Source organism: Pedobacter terrestris (assembly GCF_052343045.1).
Lineage (GTDB): Bacteria > Bacteroidota > Bacteroidia > Sphingobacteriales > Sphingobacteriaceae > Pedobacter.
On record NZ_CP180264.1, the window covers coordinates 117,585 to 135,758 of the forward strand.

At 38.9% G+C, this 18,174-nt stretch carries 14 protein-coding genes; 8 read left to right on the top strand and 6 right to left on the bottom strand.

The annotated features are described in order from the left end of the window. The first annotated feature begins 13 nt into the window (after window positions 1-13). The 3 genes from ACJVDH_RS00635 (at window position 14) to ACJVDH_RS00645 (ending at window position 5,263) form a co-directional block, all read left to right on the top strand. Window positions 14-3,169, top strand: coding sequence for a carboxypeptidase regulatory-like domain-containing protein (locus ACJVDH_RS00635; RefSeq protein WP_443945651.1), 3,156 nt, complete (start codon window positions 14-16; stop codon window positions 3,167-3,169). 103 nt (window positions 3,170-3,272) lie between these two features. Beyond that, on the top strand, window positions 3,273-5,024 hold the full coding sequence (locus ACJVDH_RS00640; RefSeq protein ID WP_443945652.1) for an ABC transporter ATP-binding protein: 1,752 nt from the start codon (window positions 3,273-3,275) through the stop codon (window positions 5,022-5,024). Window positions 5,025-5,128: 104 nt separating this feature from the next. Next, window positions 5,129-5,263, top strand: a complete 135-nt coding sequence (locus ACJVDH_RS00645) for a PLDc N-terminal domain-containing protein (RefSeq protein WP_443947590.1) — start codon at window positions 5,129-5,131, stop codon at window positions 5,261-5,263. Window positions 5,264-5,282: 19 nt separating this feature from the next. On the opposite strand, the gene ACJVDH_RS00650 is transcribed toward ACJVDH_RS00645, so the two are convergent. The 5 genes from ACJVDH_RS00650 to ACJVDH_RS00670 all read right to left on the bottom strand — a co-directional run bounded on the left by ACJVDH_RS00650 (window position 5,283) and on the right by ACJVDH_RS00670 (window position 10,913). Continuing rightward, entirely contained in the window at window positions 5,283-6,569 is a 1,287-nt protein-coding gene (locus ACJVDH_RS00650; protein ID WP_443945653.1) for an MFS transporter, read from the bottom strand. An 87-nt stretch (window positions 6,570-6,656) separates the two neighbouring features. Next, window positions 6,657-8,762 (bottom strand): ATP-dependent DNA helicase RecG, encoded by a 2,106-nt coding sequence (recG, locus tag ACJVDH_RS00655; RefSeq protein ID WP_443945654.1) that lies wholly within the window; start codon window positions 8,760-8,762, stop codon window positions 6,657-6,659. A 178-nt stretch (window positions 8,763-8,940) separates the two neighbouring features. Beyond that, window positions 8,941-9,321 carry a RidA family protein gene (locus ACJVDH_RS00660; protein ID WP_443945655.1) on the bottom strand — a complete coding sequence of 127 codons (381 nt, stop codon included), beginning with the start codon at window positions 9,319-9,321 and terminating at the stop codon, window positions 8,941-8,943. Window positions 9,322-9,326: 5 nt separating this feature from the next. Continuing rightward, window positions 9,327-9,467 (bottom strand): DUF6728 family protein, encoded by a 141-nt coding sequence (locus ACJVDH_RS00665; RefSeq protein ID WP_443945656.1) that lies wholly within the window; start codon window positions 9,465-9,467, stop codon window positions 9,327-9,329. Window positions 9,468-9,575: 108 nt separating this feature from the next. After that, window positions 9,576-10,913, bottom strand: coding sequence for an OmpA family protein (locus tag ACJVDH_RS00670; protein ID WP_443945657.1), 1,338 nt, complete (start codon window positions 10,911-10,913; stop codon window positions 9,576-9,578). 174 nt (window positions 10,914-11,087) lie between these two features. Here ACJVDH_RS00670 and ACJVDH_RS00675 point away from each other — a divergent pair, with 174 nt between their 5' ends. Then, a complete protein-coding gene (locus ACJVDH_RS00675) occupies window positions 11,088-12,377 on the top strand; it encodes an aminopeptidase P family protein (RefSeq protein ID WP_443945658.1) in 1,290 nt (429 codons plus the stop codon). Between the two features lie 15 nt (window positions 12,378-12,392). Here the strand turns inward: ACJVDH_RS00675 and meaB are convergent, their stop codons facing one another. Then, window positions 12,393-13,283, bottom strand: a complete 891-nt coding sequence (meaB, locus tag ACJVDH_RS00680) for a methylmalonyl Co-A mutase-associated GTPase MeaB (protein ID WP_443945659.1) — start codon at window positions 13,281-13,283, stop codon at window positions 12,393-12,395. 95 nt (window positions 13,284-13,378) lie between these two features. On the opposite strand from meaB, the gene ACJVDH_RS00685 reads away from it, so the two are divergent. From ACJVDH_RS00685 to ACJVDH_RS00700, 4 genes are all read left to right on the top strand, one after another. Beyond that, window positions 13,379-14,257, top strand: a complete 879-nt coding sequence (locus tag ACJVDH_RS00685) for a glycosyltransferase family 2 protein (RefSeq protein ID WP_443945660.1) — start codon at window positions 13,379-13,381, stop codon at window positions 14,255-14,257. Window positions 14,258-14,309: 52 nt separating this feature from the next. Further along, complete coding sequence (locus ACJVDH_RS00690; protein ID WP_443945661.1) at window positions 14,310-15,374, top strand: glycosyltransferase family 4 protein; 1,065 nt, start codon at window positions 14,310-14,312, stop codon at window positions 15,372-15,374. 23 nt (window positions 15,375-15,397) lie between these two features. Next, window positions 15,398-16,195: a DUF5672 family protein gene (locus ACJVDH_RS00695; RefSeq protein WP_443945662.1), complete on the top strand. Its 798-nt coding sequence runs from the start codon at window positions 15,398-15,400 to the stop codon at window positions 16,193-16,195. 143 nt (window positions 16,196-16,338) lie between these two features. Then, entirely contained in the window at window positions 16,339-18,171 is a 1,833-nt protein-coding gene (locus ACJVDH_RS00700; protein WP_443945663.1) for an ABC transporter ATP-binding protein, read from the top strand. Window positions 18,172-18,174 lie beyond the last annotated feature (3 nt).

The window sequence follows — 18,174 nt, forward strand, 5'->3', positions numbered from 1 at the left end:
TCAAAAACTAATCATGCTAAGACGACTACTTATCGCAGTTCTATTGCTGTGTTGTGGACTTACCAATTCGGTATTTTCTCAAACCACACAAGCATCCATTTCTGGCGTAATCAATGATGAAACCAAGAAACCCGTACCAGGTGTTTCTGTTCAGGTAAAGAATGAATCTACTGGTTTTACTACCCGTACAGCAACAAATGCAAAAGGGGAATATACTTTTAAAGAGCTTCCTTTGGGCGGGCCTTATACAATTAAAGCAGTTTATGTTGGCTTTGGCGAGCAGGTACGTACAGGTTACATGTTAAATCTTGGTGATGTTGTACGCGTAAACATAGATATGCAAACTTCTTCTCAAACCTTAGAAGCTGTACAGGTTGTAGCTTCCGGATTGAGAAACAAGGTACAAAATTTTGGTGCCTCTACAGAGATCTCTGCCAAAACCATGAATCAATTGCCGGTAAATGGCCGTAACTTTTCTAACTTGATGGATCTTTCTCCATTAAGCCGTGGTGGTGGTATTGCTGGACAATTGGGTTCTTCTACAAATTATACAATTGATGGTATGAGCGCAAAAAACCCAACATCTGCAGGGAGTACAACAAGTAGAAGTGGTGCGCCATATTCTATTTCTATCGAAGCTGTACGTGAGTTTAAAGTAGTAACCAACCAATACGATGTTACCTTAGGAAGAGCCGGTGGCGGTACTGTAACTGCTGTAACCAAATCTGGTACAAACACAGTTACCGGAAGTGCTTTTATGTATGGAAGAGCAGACTGGCTTTCATCGCCTTATGATATAAGAGGGGTTAAACGTGATAACGACTTCTCTACTTATCAGTACGGGTTTACTCTAGGCGGCCCAATCATTAAAGACAAATTACACTATTTTGTTGGATGGGATCACCAGAGAGATGCGCGTCCTTTAATCATTGCAGATGTAAATGGTGCAGCGGATGAAGCGAGATTTAGAATTACAAACAGTACACTATCACAGTTTTTGGATATTGCACGTACAAAATACGGCGTTGCAAATACACCACAATACGGTACATTTGACAAAAAACGTGGTTCAGATGCGGCATTTGCTCGCTTAGATTGGCAAATCAATGACCGGAATTTATTAACCATTCGGGATAATTATACCAATGACCGTAATCCTTTAGGTTTGGGAGACAATACTGCCATCAACTTTTATGAAAGTTATGGTACTGATAAAAACGTAGACAATAGTTTATTGGCTACTTTACGATCTACCATTAGTAGTAAAATTACGAATGAGGTAAAATTTCAACATTTATATACCTTTCAGGCAAGTACTCAAAATAGTGAGCTAAATGGTGCAATTCCGAGAGCAGTTGTGTTTAATGTACCATCAACATTATCATCCGGAGCGAATGTTGGAACAGATATTCAGATCGGTGGTCATCGTTTCGGTCAGGAAGGATTTACAAATAATGTATTCCAATTGGTAGATAACTTCTATTACAATACCGATAAAATCAAATATACATTTGGTGTTGATGTGATGTATACCAATGCAAAATCTCTTTATGGAAGTGAAGTAAACGGCCGTTTCGAATTTAGAAATACAGGAACAGCGATCAGTTCTTTACAGAATTTTTCTAACCTCATTCCAAATCGTTTCTATCGCGAAGTTCCTTTGGTAGACGATCCTACAGTTAAAGCAGGAATTTGGAATACGGCATTATATGGCCAGATGCAAACCAATCTGGCTAGTGGTTTAGAATTTGTTGGGGGTTTACGTGTTGACTATAGTTCATATCCAAAATCACCTTTAAATCAACAGCTATTTGATGCTATTGGAGTAAGAACCGATAATGAACTGAAACAATTTTTAGTACAACCAAGAATTCAGTTTAACTGGGATATTAATGAAAACAGAACGGACTTTGTGCGTTTCGGAGCCGGAATTTTCGGTTCGGATATCAACAACTACATGACCATCAATAATCTAACTTTTGATGGTAAGCATTTCGCAACTGTAGACGTGTTTTCTCCAAATGTTCCTGTTCCAAATTTTGTCGGTTATAGAAACGGATCGGTATCAGCACCAACATTAGCTGCACAACAGGTTCCAACGATTAATACCTACGCATCAGACGCTAAAGTTCCGGTGGTATATAAAGCCAACTTATCTTACAGTAAATTAATTACCGATAAATTCAAAGTAGGAATTACCGGTTATGCAACTTTGGGTAGAAACAACTACATGTACATTGATAGAAACATGGTAGCCAATCCATTTTTCACATTGCCAAATGAAGGTAATCGCGGAGTATATGTTCCGACAGTTGATGCATCTAACGGATCATCCGACTGGAAATTGGGTCGTTTAAACAATCAATTCGGTCGTGTTTTGGAAATGAATAGTAAAGGAAAAGTGAACCAGTTTGCTGTTGTATTGGATGCAACCTGGAATTATTTCAAGGATGGGGAAATTACGGCAAGTTACACATGGAATGACACTAAAGACAACACTTCTTACAACGGTAACGTAGCCAATACTGCTACATTATCTCTTCCAGTGACGGATGATCCGAGAGATTTGAGTAAAATGTCTTATTCAGACGGTCACTTCCGCAATAAAATCGTGATTTACGGAACATTGCCTACATTTTATGGCATAACCGTAGGTGTGCGTTATTCTGGTATTGGTGGTACACGTTACAGTTTATTGGCAGGTGGTAACATCAATGGAGATTTTGTGGCAACAAATGATCTGGCTTTTGTTTTTGACAGAACCAACCCGAGCGTTCCTCAGGCAATTCGTACAAGTCTACAGGCTTTATTGGATAACCCGGACGCCAGCCAGAGTTTGAAAGATTACATCAATAAATATTCAGGACAAATTGCTGAACGAAATGGTGGTGTAAATCGTTTCTTCGGTATTGTGGATTTGCGTATTGCAAAGAAGATCAAAATCTATAAAACACACAATATTGAAATTGCTGGAGATATTTTCAACGTGGGTAACTTGCTGAACAAGAAATGGGGTGTGAATGAAACACTGGGTACGCAAGCGCTTTATGCTGTTACAGGTTTTGACAATACGGCTAAATCATATTCTTACCGTGTGAACAATACCGGTGTAGTCAATCCTTCAGGAAATCCTTATCAATTCCAGATCGGATTACGTTACGGATTTTAATTAACCGCAAGACTAAATTTTTTAGTTATAAAGTCATAAAAATGGGGAATGGATTTTATCCGTTCCCTTTTTTTTATGTTTGTATTTCAAACAACAAAACTTAATGGGATTATTATTAAACTACTTAAAAAAGCACAAGTGGATTGTGGCCTTGGCGCTTCTGCTTGCGGCTATAAATATTGGTTTCTCACTTCTCGATCCGTATATCACCGGGCAGATTTTAGACCGTTTTATCAATAAAAAAGCCTCTCTTACTAAAAACGATTACATCTGGGGATCGCTCGGTTTAATCGGGTTGGCTATTGGCGCGGCAATGGTATCGCGTATTGCGAAAAACTTCCAGGATTATTTTACCAGTGTAATTGTTCAGAAAGTTGGCGCCAAAATGTATGCCGATGGATTACAGCATTCACTAAAATTGCCTTATCAGGTTTTTGAAGATCAGCGAAGCGGAGAAACACTTGGCATTTTACAGAAAGTGCGTCTGGATTCTGAGAAATTTATTACAGCATTCATCAGCATTCTTTTTGTAAGCCTTATTGGGATGGTTTTCGTAATCGTATATTCTCTTTCTGTGAGTTATAAAGTTACGCTGGTATACTTCGCTGCCATTCCGATCATTAGTTTTGTGAGCTGGTTTTTAAGCCGGAAAATTAAAACTATTCAGCGCTCTATTGTTGGCGAAACCACCGCTTTGGCTGGCTCAACTACAGAGTCTTTGCGCAATATAGAACTGGTTAAAAGTTTAGGTCTGGCCGATCAGGAAATTGAACGGCTGAATAAAACCACGTACAAGATTTTAGGTCTGGAACTGAAAAAAGTGAAATATGTAAGAAGTATGAGCTTTGTACAGGGTACAACTGTAAACCTGGTTCGGAGTACAATGATTTTGGTATTATTGCTACTGATTTTCGAGAACACCATCTCCGCCGGTCAATATTTCTCATTTCTTTTCTATTCGTTCTTCTTGTTTGGACCTTTGCAGGAACTTGGAAACGTGATTTTAACCTGGCGTGAGGCTGAAGTTTCTTTAGGCAACTTTAAAAAAATATTAAGTACGCCAATAGATCAGAAACCAAGTGCACCGGTAACCATTCAGAACATTACAGATCTTACTTTTGACCAGGTATTGTTTAAACATCAAACCGCCAATCGCAATGCTTTGGAGGATATTTCATTCAAAACGCAAAGTGGACAAACCATTGCATTCGTTGGCCCTTCCGGATCGGGCAAAACCACGTTGGTCAAATTACTGGTAGGTTTGTATCAGCCAAAAGAAGGCGCTATTTTATACAACGGCATTCCGAGCAATAAAATTGATTTAGATGTGCTGCGCGAGAAAATTGGTTTTGTAACACAGGATACGCAATTATTCTCCGGAACCATCCGCGAGAATTTACTTTTCGTAAATCCGGCGGCTACAGATGAAGATTGTTTGCGTGTGCTCCAACAAGCAGCTTGCCAAACGCTGATGTCTCGTGTAGATAAAGGTTTGGATTCTTTAATTGGCGAAGGCGGTGTAAAAGTTTCGGGCGGGGAGAAGCAGCGTTTATCTATTGCACGTGCATTGCTGCGTCATCCAGATATTCTGGTTTTTGATGAAGCTACCTCATCTCTCGATTCGATTACGGAAGAAGAAATAACCAAAACCATCCGTTCGGTTTCTGATTTAACAGATCACATCACAATCTTAATTGCGCACCGTTTATCTACGATTAAACATGCCGACCGCATTTTTGTACTGGAGAAAGGAAAAATTATTGAAGCCGGTACGCACGATGAACTAATTGGCAAAAATGGCCTTTATCAAGCTATGTGGCGCCAACAAATTGGCGAGCGGATTGTTGAAGCTTAAGGTTTAATCTTTACTATATGCTTTTACAATCCAATAACATCGGGAGCAATCAAATTGCTATTGTCATTATCATTGCAGCAATATGTTGGCTCACGCTAATTTTAATGTCGCTCTATCATATTGCAAGAAATAGTAACGTGAGTACAGCGGTGAAGGTTTTGTGGTTTTTGATTATCCTTTCTGCACCGTTTTTAGGATCGATAGTGTACTTATTCTGGGGTAAGAATAAAAAATTTTAATGTAATAGGCTTAAGCCTATTACATTTTTGCAGCCGTCTGCTCATTAATATCCTGCAAACTCAATTTCGTTAGCGATTTGGTTTTAAACCAGGTTAAGGCGGCAATGCCGATCGTCATACTTCCTCCGAATACGACTGCGGGCACCAATCGCATGAGCTTTGCTGTCAACCCCGATTCAAATTCTCCAATTTCATTAGACGAACCGATAAACATACTGTTTACTGCAGAAACTCGTCCGCGCATGTCATCTGGCGTAAGCAACTGCATAATGGTTGAACGAATAATAACGCTTACACTGTCAAACGATCCTTCCAGGAAAAGAAAAAACAGTGTGAGGTAGAAATTTTTAGATAAACCATAGCAGATAATGCTTAAACCAAATCCGGTAACGGCAATCAATAAATTGCGCCAAGGTTTATTCATTGGCGAGAAGCGTGTCATTGCAAGCATGGTAATTACTGCGCCAGATGAAGCCGCGCCCCGCATAATCCCTAAACCCATAGAGCCCATATGAAATACATCTTTTGCGAACATGGGCAAAAGCGCTACGGCACCGCCAAAAAAAACCGAAAACAAATCGAGACTCATTGCCCAAACCATCATTTTGGTTTTGAAAACAAAACGAATTCCTTCACTAAGACTTTTCATTATATTTTGCGTAGGAACAAAAGTTGCCGGATGCTTTTTGAAGGTGAAAATGCAAATCAATGATATGGAAACCAGTACCACAATTACGCTGTAAGCTGCGGTTATCCCCCAAAGGCCATTAATAAATCCACCCAACACCGGCCCAAGGATAGTTGCCATTTGCCAGCTGCTGCTGTTCCATGTACTTGAATTTGGATACAGCTCTTTCGGGATAATTTTAGCCATTAAAGAGAACGTAGCCGGACCGAAAAAACCACGCGCAATCCCGATGCAGAATACCAATCCGTACATAATTAATACAATAGTATCTTCTTTAAGGTTGAGGTATTTGCTGGTAATCAACAGCATCAGTACAGAACAAATCCACACGCCTGAGAATATTTTAATTAACAAACCACGCTTTTCGCTTTTATCGGCAATATAGCCACCATAAAGCGCAATGCCAATTGCGGGGATAGCTTCGCATAAACCAACTAAACCAAGTTTTAGCGCATCGTGTGTTAAATCATAAATGTGGTAACCAATTACAATGGCTTGCATTTGATAGGCCAGTGTAAAGAAGAATCGCATACCTAAAAAGGACCTGAATTCCGGGAAACGCAATGCTGCGTAAGGATCTGGTTTCGTAGAAACCGAATTGGGGTCTGAATCTGCCACGTAGAAAATTTTTATGCAAAACTAAGCTTTGAGAATCAAAAAACGCAATCGAATTAAAATGGTATTGGAATATGGCGAAGTTATGATTTAGGAAATCTTATCAAAGGATATTCCGCGTTCTTGTTTTTGCAGGTAATTTTTTATGAGTATATGTTCTGGCTTTTCCAATTTAGGATCGTCTGCAAACATCTCTATAACGGTATTCCTGGCTTCTGCCAGAATGATCTGGTCTTTAGCCAAATCTGCTAATTTAAGATCCAGAACACCACTTTGCTGCGTTCCGGTAATATCGCCAGGACCGCGGAGCTGAAGGTCTATTTCGGAAATTTCAAATCCATTATTGGTTCTAACCATCGTTTCCAGTCTTATTTTTCCTTCTCTACTTAATTTATTGCTGCTCATTAAAATACAGAAAGATTGTTCCGCACCGCGGCCAACGCGGCCGCGCAATTGGTGCAGTTGTGATAAGCCAAAACGCTCTGCGTTTTCGATAATCATTACCGAAGCATTTGGAACATTTACGCCAACTTCAATTACTGTTGTTGCCACCATAATCTGGCTTTTGCCGTCGATAAACTGCTGCATTTCAAATTGCTTATCGGCATTGGGCATTTGGCCGTGTACAATGCTCATCTGGTATTCTGGCCGTTTAAACTGGTAGCTGAGTTGTTCAATCCCTGCTTCAAGATGCAATAAATCCAGTTTTTCACTTTCTTTAATTAAAGGATAAACAATATAAACCTGTCTGCCTTTGGCAATTTCTTGCTTCATCAATCCAAACATACGCATGCGCTGGCCTTCGTACAAATGGCGTGTTTCAATGGGTTTACGGCCCGCAGGCAATTCATCTATGATAGAAACATCCAAATCACCATATAAAGTCATCGCTAAGGTTCTCGGAATTGGCGTAGCGGTCATGACTAAAATATGCGGTGGAACAATACTTTTACGCCACAGTTTTGCTCTTTGTTCAACACCAAAGCGGTGTTGTTCATCAATTACCACAAGTCCAAGATGCTTAAACTGTACTTTATCCTCAATCAATGCATGCGTGCCAATGAGGATATTTATTTCACCATTTTCCAGTTGTTCGTGAATCAAGAGCCGTTCTTTTTTTTTGGTATTTCCGGTTAGAACAGCCACTTTGACCAAATCATCCGTTACCAATTCACGGATAGAAGCGTAATGTTGGCGGGCAAGAATTTCTGTTGGCGCCATCATGCAGGCCTGGTAACCATTATCGCCAGCCAGCAACATGCTCATCAACGCCACGGCGGTTTTTCCGCTGCCCACATCACCCTGTACAAGTCGGTTCATTTGTACGCCACGCTGTGTATCTGTTCTGATTTCCTTCACCACACGCTTTTGCGCATTTGTAAGTTCAAATGGTAAAAATTCCTTATAAAAGCGATTTACTTTTTCACCAACTTTATCAAAAACAACACCTTTAAATTTGAGTTGTCTAACTTGTTTGCTATTCAATAACTGCAGCTGAATGAAAAAAAGTTCTTCAAATTTGAGACGTCTTTCAGCAGCACTTAAATCTTTTTGATTTTTAGGGAAATGGATATTCAGTAATGCGGTGCGCCGATCCGGAAGCAGATATTTATCCAGTAGATATTGCGGCAGAGTTTCTGTTATTTGAAGAGTGGTTTGATCCAGTAAACCTGCAATCAATTTCTGAATCCCTTTAGAATCAAGATTGAACTTTTTTAGTTTTTCTGTAGAGTTGTAAACCGGTTGCAAAGTGAGGTTTCCTCTGGCGGTTGATCGGTTTTGGTACAATTCCATTTCTGGATGTGAAATGCTGAACGTACCATTAAAAAGATTGGGTTTTCCGAAAGCTACATAAGCCATTCCAACCTGGATATTTTCATCAACCCATTTCAGGCTTTGAAACCAAACGAGCTCCATCAATCCCGTTTCGTCTTTAAAAATGGCAACAATTCTTTTGGCGCGCTTGTCGCCAATTTGCTTTTTACTGATGATCCTTCCGATAATCTGAATGTATTGAGATTCGGGATCAAGCTGATTGATTTTATAGTATTTGGTGCGGTCTATATACCGAAACGGATAATGCGAAAGCATATCCTGAAAAGTAAAAAGGCATAAGTCTTTTTTAAGCACATCTGCCTTTGTTGGGCCAACGCCTTTAATAAATTCAACGGGTGTATCTAATATAGAATTGGCCAAAATAACGTTCTTTTAATTCTCAGGCAGGCAATACGTTCTAAAAATAATGATCACCCGCAGCAAAAACAAATGACAAAAGGGCAAGTGCTTTAATCCAGTGCATTAAAAATTATGCAAAATGCCGGGAAATAGAAAACTCCGGAATGATCCGGAGTTTGATAAAATATAGATAATGAAGCTATGCAATCACAGCAATAACAGAAATCTCAACATTTACATTTTTCGGTAAAACCGATACCTGTACCGTTTCTCTTGCCGGAAAATCAGCTGTGAAATACTGGCCATATATTTCATTTACCTGAGCAAAAGTGCCCATGTCGCTAAGAAAAATTGTAGATTTCACTACATTATCGAAGGTTAGTCCCGCTTCAAGCAAAACCGCTTTTAAATTGCGCATTACCTGATGAGTCTCTTCCTGAATGTCTATCAAATTCAGCTCTCCATTTTCTGGATTGATGGCAATTTGTCCGGAAATAAATAAAAAATTTCCTGCTTGTACAGCTTGGCTATAAGGACCAATTGGTGCAGGTGCATTTGTGGTATTGATTACTTTTTTCATGATTACTATGATTTGCTAAGCCACTGGATGAGCTTGTAAATTATGCCTGCACAGAAAATAAGAATGGCCAGTGCATTAATGAAATGCATAATCTTTAGATTAATATTGTTTGGCCTGTCCGGATTTTTTTTTCTGAAGAAGTACATAGTACAAACTTATTAAAAGCCAATTGAATTTTAGTGCAGATGGAGAAATATATCAAAAAAAAAGGGCTCCGAATTTCGGAACCCTTTTTTTAAGCTTGATATTGAAGACTAGTTTCTGCTAGTTTCAACACGACGGTTTTGGATACGACCTTCTTCAGTATCGTTAGAAGCAATTGGGTTAGCTTCGCCATAACCTTTAGTAGCAACCTGACTAGCAGTTACGCCAGAGTTTACTAAGTAAGTTTTAACAGAGTTAGCTCTGTCTTTAGATAACTTCAAGTTATATGCAGCAGTACCTTCGCTAGAAGCGTAACCGTTTACAGTTACTTTACCACCGTTTTCACGTAACACTGAAGATAATTTATCTAATGTTGGATAAGATTCAGTTTTCAAAACAGATGAGTTGAAATCGAAACCGATTTTCTCGAAACCAGTTACATTGCTTGTAGCAGCTGCAGCTTCTGGTTTAGGAAGTGGACATCCTGATCCATCAACAGCAGTACCTGCAGGAGTTCCTGGGCATTTGTCGAATTGATCAGAAACACCGTCACCGTCAGTATCTTTTTTCAAATCTTCAACAGATTTCTCTACGTTAGAAACACGATTTTTCAATGCATCAACTTCTTGACGTAAAGATGGATCTTTCAAATCATCATACATAATCGCCAATGGGTTAGACCACTCTAAGCTAGGTTTAGCTGAAGAACCTAAAGAGAATTCTAAACCAGCATAACCGTAAGAATATTTATCTTTAGTAGTTCCTTTTGCATAAACACCATCAAAGTTATCTTCGTCGATGAAGTTCATAGTGTAACCTAAGTTAAAGTTAACACGCTCTGAAACTTTAAATTTAACACCAACTCCAACAGGAATGTATACAGATTTGATGTAGCTATCTTCACCTCTAGCTTCTTTAACTTGTTTGAAATCGGTAACAGTACCGTTAGCAGCAGTTAAAGTAGGCGCGTAAGCCAAGAAACCGTAACCAGCTGTTACGAAGAAACCTACTGAGTTCTCACGACGTAAGAAATCAATAGAACCTACGTTAACAACACCACGTAAATCAACAGCATATTGCAATTGAGTTTCGAATTCTCTGTTTGTAGAACCAGCACCTAATACAGATGCATCATTCGTTCCAGAAACTTTACCACGAAGTCCGTTTAATTCTAAAGCGAAAGAATGACCTAATTGTTTACGGATGTTTAAACCGTAACCTAAGTTAGCATCCCATTTGTTAAAGTCATTAGAACCACCAAGAACTGTTACCGGAGTCAAAACACCCGCGTTAACACCAATTGACCAAGTTCTGTACTGTCCTCTTCCACCAAATACCTTGGCAGAAGAAGTCGTTGCAGGAGCATCCTGAGCAACAGCAACAGAAGCGGCTCCCGTTAATGCTACTAAAGAAACTGCAAGACTTTTCTTTAATGTAGAATAATTCATAATCTTTTTTTTCTTTTTTAAGGGTTAAACAATTTAATTGATTAATTTTTCAGTAATCGCAAAATTAAACAAATTTTTAAATTTTCAAACTTTTACACAAACTCCGTTCCAAACTTCAAACCGATAGCTCATTTCATTACATTTGACCGTTCCCCAAGTAAATGTACAATAATTATGAGATACAGCGCCATTCAGCCTGCTTTATTTATAGAAAACAGAATAAATTTCTGCAAGCATCTTAAAGACAGTTCTTTAGCGGTGTTTAAGTCGAATGATGAATTCACCAGAAGTGGCGATCAATCCTTCACATTTAAACAAAATGCCGATTTATTCTACCTGTGTGGCATTGATCAGGAACAAACAATATTATTACTCTATCCCGATTGTCCTAATCCTTTGTACAAAGAAGTCCTGTTTTTAAGACAGACAAGCGATTTTCTGAAAGTTTGGGAAGGAAAAAAATATTCTAAAGAGCAGGCCAGGGAGGTTTCTGGTATTTCAAGTATTTACTGGCTGGAGGATTTCGATCAGATTCTGCACAGCATTATCTATTCCGCGAAATATCTGTATCTAAATTCAAACGAAAATGAACATTATGCACAGAACGTTCCAGACGCAAATTTGCGGTTTGTTCACCAGATAAAGCAGAAATACCCACTTCACCAACTTGAAAGATCTGCGCCGGTAATGCGCGCATTAAGAACAATAAAATCTGATTTTGAAATAGAATTGATATCTAAAGCAGCTTTAATTACAAAAGGTGCATTTGAGCGGGTGCTTAAATTTACCAAACCCGGAGTGAAAGAATATGAGATTGAGGCAGAAGTCATTCACGAGTTTATAAGGCAGGGTGCAACCGGGCATTCCTATCCGCCAATCATCGCCTCCGGCTCAAATGCCAATATTCTTCATTATACAGACAATAATCAGATTTGTACAAATGGAGACATGATCCTATTTGATTTCGGTGCCGAGTATGCCAACTATAATGCCGATATGAGCAGGTCAATTCCTGTAAACGGGCGCTTTTCTCCCCGACAAAAGACAGTTTACGAATCCGTGCTGCACGTAATGAAAGCTGCAATGAAGTTGATGGTTACGGGCACATCCTGGGCAAATTACAATGGGCAGGTTGGCGAGCTCATGTCAGAGCAGCTGGTGAACCTTGGGTTACTTTCTATTCAGGAAGCAAAAGTTAAGCCCGGACAATTGCCTGCTTATAAACGGTACTTTATGCATGGCGCATCTCACCATTTAGGCATTGATGTTCATGATCTGGCAGATCGATATGCAGATTTTGCTGTGGGGAACGTGCTAACGATAGAGCCCGGAATTTACATTTCTGAAGAAGGTTTAGGCATTCGACTGGAAAATAATATATTGATCACTTCCGATGGTAATATTGATCTGATGCGCGATATTCCTTTAGAGATCGAAGAAATTGAAGATCTGATGAACAGATAAATTTGCATTAATTGTTTATTTGAATTGATCAGCAAAGCGATACAGATTAAAATCAGGATCAAGTAAAGCAGTTTGCAATTGCTCAATTAGGTCTTTTTTGTTGATGTTTTGCATACGTTTGTGTTCAATAATTTTCCAGGCTTTTTCGGCGTAGAGTAAAACCCTTTTCTGACTGCTTGTAGAGGGCGTAGCCACAATCCAATCGCAGATTGGTTTAATGCCACTATTTTTATCTGCAACAGATTTGAATACCGGAATGCTTTTCTGGCCAGAGTGTACTATTTTATTCAGGTTATTGGCAAATTGGTCTGCACCATCGCGATCGGCTTTATTCACCACAAAAGCATCAGCAATTTCCATTAAACCAGATTTAATGTGTTGAATTTCATCTCCCGCTTCAGGTACGAGAACCACCAGCGTTTTGTCTGCAAGTCCGGCAATTTCTACTTCAGATTGCCCCACGCCCACGGTTTCTACTATAACATAATCGAAAGCAGCGGCTTTCAGGACATCCACCATTTCCATGGTTTTTACAGAAATGCCGCCTAACGCGCCACGTGTGGCCAAAGAGCGGATGTATACATTTGCATTGTTAAATTGCGCAGACATTCTGATGCGATCACCGAGCAAAGATCCATAATTAAAAGGCGAAGTCGGATCTATCGCCAAAATAGCAATACGCTTCCCAGAAGCAGAAAGATGAGTTACAATTGCATTTACCAGCGTACTTTTTCCCGCTCCGGGTGGCCCCGTAATACCAATTACAGGTACATTTATTTGCGCAATCAAATCTCTAAGCAACAGGTTTGCCGGGGCAATGTCATTTTCTACAAGTGTCAATGCTCTTGCCAAAACCTTTATATTACCTAGCCGAATCTGTTCTAAAATCGATAGATGCGTATTCATCAATTAAACTATCTTTGCAGCAAATAAACAGATTTATTTTCAATCGAAAGGTGAATACCAAATTTATCCTTCTTTAATTATCCTGAGTATAGTATATGAAAGTTACCGGCTTTACATTTATCAGAAATGCAATTGCAAATGATTATCCTGTTCAAGAAGCCATTCTTTCTGTTTTGCCGCTTTGCGATGATTTTGTGGTTGCTGTAGGCAATTCTACGGATGAGACGGAAACTCTAATCAGAAGTATTGCGCCAGATAAAATCAGAGTGATCAATACAGTTTGGGACGAAAGTATACGCGAAGGCGGACGTGTTTTTGCAGATGAAACCAATAAAGCAATTGCACAAATTGCTCCGGATACCGATTGGATGATTTATATTCAGGGTGATGAAGCCATTCATGAGGATTATTTGCCGTTGATTAAGAAGGAAATGGAGCAGGAGCTGAACAACAGTTCTGTAGAGGCTTTGCTGCTGAAATATAAACATTTCTATGCGTCTTATGATTATCTTGCAGAATCCCGTCGCTGGTACCGCCGGGAAATCCGGATCCTTAAAAATTTAAAGGGCATTCATTCCTATCGCGATGCGCAAGGTTTTCGGATTAACGACCGGAAATTGAGGGTAAAACTGATCGATGCATATATCTATCATTATGGATGGGTGAAACCGCCGAAAGGTTTACAGGGCAAGGTGCGCAACTTCAACCAGTTTTATCAAACAGAAGAATGGATTGAGGAGAATTTTCCAGTTCAGGAAACGTTTGATATGCATAACGCCGACCGTTTGGTTCATTTTAAAGGTACACACCCAAAAGTAATGCATCCGCGTATTGAAGCTGCAAACTGGAAATTTGAGAAAGACCTGACAAAGGAAACCTCAAAAATGAATTTCAGAAGAAAGGTGCTTCAGAAAATTGAAGATTTAACCGGCTTGAGATTATTTGAATACCGGAACTATAAAATTATTAAGTAATAGTATAAGTGTGCAACTAAGATTATTTTTAAATTTATTGTTAAAAAATTAAATGAAAAAACCATCGGTTCTAGTTACGTTCGATTCAATGAAAGTGGTTAATTGTGGTTATTTCTCTTTTGGGAAAGGGCTGGGAGATGCATTGATCAAACGAAACCATGCCAGGTTTAACTTAAAATTTTACCTGTTTAAAAAAACTCAATATTTATTTAATGGCCTGGTCGATATAGTATACCTCTCCAGATTAGATAGATTGTTTTTCAAATCGAGAGATAATTTTGATGTCGTCCATCTTTCAGACCAAACCTGCAGATTACGTCCTTCGAAGGTTAATGCAAAGAAAATCATGACGATTCATGATATGAATAAAGTTCACCTGAAAATCAGCAAACCCCATCGCATCCAGGTCTATTTAAGAAAACTGGGTAAATTGATTGCTCAATGCGATGAAATTGTATGCATTTCTCAGTTCGTTGCCAATGATGTTGTGCATTATTTCCCTGAAGCAAAGAGTAAGGTAGGCGTTATCTACAATGGTGCAGACAGACTTGTTGTTTCTGACAATCATGTGCCAAAGCTTAAACCCCAAAAAGAATTTCTATTTACAATCGGACTGTTGTCTCCTCAAAAAGGTTTCCACTTACTTCCGGCATTACTCAAGGGCAATGATTTTGAACTTGTAATTGCAGGCATTGAAACTCCACACAAACAAAAGATTATTGAAGAGGCAATTAAATATAATTGCTTAGATCGCCTGCATATCACCGGGCCGGTTAGTGACGATGACAAAGCGTGGTATTATAAAAACTGTAAAGCTTTTGTTTTTCCCTCCATCGCAGAAGGTTTTGGATTGCCGGTGATTGAGGCGATGCACTTCGGAAAGCCTGTTTTTCTATCAACTTTTACCTCACTTCCGGAAGTTGGTGGAGATGCTGCCTATTATTTCGATAATTTCGAACCTGAACATATGCAATCGGTTTTCAATAATGGTATGAATGATTTTGACGAAAATAATCGTGTTCCCAAGATAATTTCACAGGCAAATAAATTTTCATGGGATTCTGCTGCAGAACAATATATGCAGCTATATGAAAAATTGATCTCAGCAACTGTTTAGTTAGAATAAAAGAAAAAAGTACTTTGGCAAAAACGGCAATCATTATACCTATTTATAAAAGTGATTTTTCTGAACATGAGATAATTTCCCTTGCTCAGTGCATAAAGGTTTTATCAAACCATACAATTATTGTGGTTAAACCTGAGCATCTTCAGTTGCCGGCGCAGTTTACAGATGTTGTGTCGCACAGTGAAAGTTTCGATGATAGATTTTTTTCAGGGATACGAGGATATAACGAATTGATGTTATCTCCTGTTTTTTATGAAAGGTTTTTGACATATGAGTATATTCTGATCTACCAGCTGGATTGTTTTGTTTTTAAAGATGAGCTTGACAAGTGGTGTGCGCGCAACTGGGATTATATTGGTGCCCCGTGGATCAAAAAAACATATCATAAGAACAGGTTTCAACTGTGGTTCTCAAATTTTAAAGAACGTCTGGAAATAAAATATGAAAACCCAGACGGTTCTAAGCATTTGCAAAGGCAGCAACGGAATAGAGTAGGAAATGGGGGGTTTTCTTTGCGCAGAACGAAGAAGTTTTATAATATAGCTCAGCGCATGAAAACTACAATTGATCATTATCTGACGCAAGATTCGCATCTATTTAATGAAGATGTCTTTTGGAGTATTGAGGTAAACCGATCCGGCGAAGTTTTGAGTATACCCGATTATACTGAAGCTTTAAAATTTGCCTTTGAAGTGCCAGCAGTAAAAGCAGCTGATTTTACTGGTGATAATGTGCCCTTTGGATGCCACGATTGGGATCATTATATTAAATACTGGCAACCAATATTTAAAAACTTAGGCTATCAAATATAAACACATCCATCTTTTTAAAAGCTAGTTGCATTACCGCCAATTCGATGATATTTGGTTATCACGGAAAACCGTACCTTTGAACTTTAAAAAATATGGGCGATGCTTAATCCATTTTCCATTACACTTATTTCGATCTTATAAAAATGAAGATTTATTTTCGTTTACTATCTTTTGCAAAACCTATTGAGAAATTTGCAATACCTTATGTGGTTGCAACTTTGTTATCTATCCTATTCGGAACATTAAATCTAGCATTGCTTTCTCCATTGTTTGAAACCTTGCTTAACGCCAAAAAAGATGGCCAATCTGAAACGCTTACAGACAAAGCGATGTCGTCTTTCGATATATTAGGGCAGTTCAGGAGACTTGTAAACGAGTCTATTGCAAATAACGGGGAAATCAAAACGCTTGGTTACGTTTGCATGGTAATCATTATTTCAGTGTTATTATCCAATCTTTTTAAATATTTTTCCCAACGTTTCATGGAAGATCTGCGGGTACATACATTGCTAAATCTTCGCAAAACGGTTTTTAACAATGTGATGAATATGCATGTCGGTTTTTTTAACAATGAGAGAAAGGGCGATATTATCTCTAAGGTTGCGTCTGACGTTCAAGTTGTACAATTTACAGTAACCAATACCTTACAGGTGGTTTTTAAAGAACCCGTAACATTAATCGTATATATCGTTCTGCTTTTCAATATCTCAGCCAAGCTTACTTTCTTTTCACTTTTGGTAATTCCGGTGTCGGCATTTATTATCAGTAAGATTGTAAAGAGGCTTAAACAGCAAGCCAAGGAAGCGCATGAGTCTTTTGCGAAGATGATTGGTTTCTTGGATGAAGCACTTAGCGGAATTAAAATTATTAAAGCGTTCAATTCAACGGAAAGAATCAAAGATAAATTTGATCGGGAAAATATTTTTTACTCTAATCTAAATCGGAAAATGGTTAGGCGCCAGCAGTTGGGTTCGCCGGTATCGGAGTTTTTGGGCGTTGTAATGGTTGCGACTATAGTATGGTACGGCGGTTCTTTAATTATCAATAAAGAAACCAATGCTTTGGCAGCAGCAGATTTTATCGCGTATATCGCAATTTTTTCTCAGGTGATGCGTCCTGCGAAAGCTTTAACAGACTCATTTAGTGGAATCCATTCCGGTATTGCAGCAGGCGAACGGGTTTTGGAACTGATTGATACTAAGCCAGCCATGATCGATAAAAGCGACGCCGAGATTTTTGAAGGTTTTAAAGAAGCAATTACCATCGAAAACGTTTCGTTCAGTTATGGCGAAAAACCGATTCTCAACAACATTAATCTAACCATAAAAAAAGGTAAAACGATTGCATTGGTTGGGCAGTCTGGTGGAGGTAAAAGTACATTGATGGATTTGATTCCGCGTTTTCATGATCCAAAATCTGGCGTAATTAAAATTGATGGGTATGATTTCAGAAACCTGACTATGGAAAGTCTGAGGGCACAAATGGGAACGGTTAATCAAGATTCTTTTCTTTTTAACGATACCGTTTTCAACAATATCGCTTTCGGTAGGCCAGATGCAACAATGGAAGAGGTGATTGCTGCCGCGAAAATTGCAAACGCACACGAATTTATTGAACAAACGGAAAATGGCTACGAGTCATTTGTCGGCGATCGTGGAAACCGACTCTCCGGCGGACAAAGACAACGGGTTTGTATTGCCCGTGCAGTTTTAGCAAATCCCCCAATCATGTTGCTTGATGAAGCAACTTCTGCATTAGATACCGAATCTGAAAAACTGGTTCAGGAAGCTTTGAACAATTTGATGAAAAATAGAACATCGGTAGTTATTGCCCATCGCTTGAGCACAATACAACATGCAGATGAAATTGTGGTTATAGACAAAGGTACTGTTGTCGAAAGTGGAACGCACAGCGAACTAATGTCGCATAATGGCTTTTACAAACGTTTAATAGATATGCAGGCTTTTAATGATTAGTGT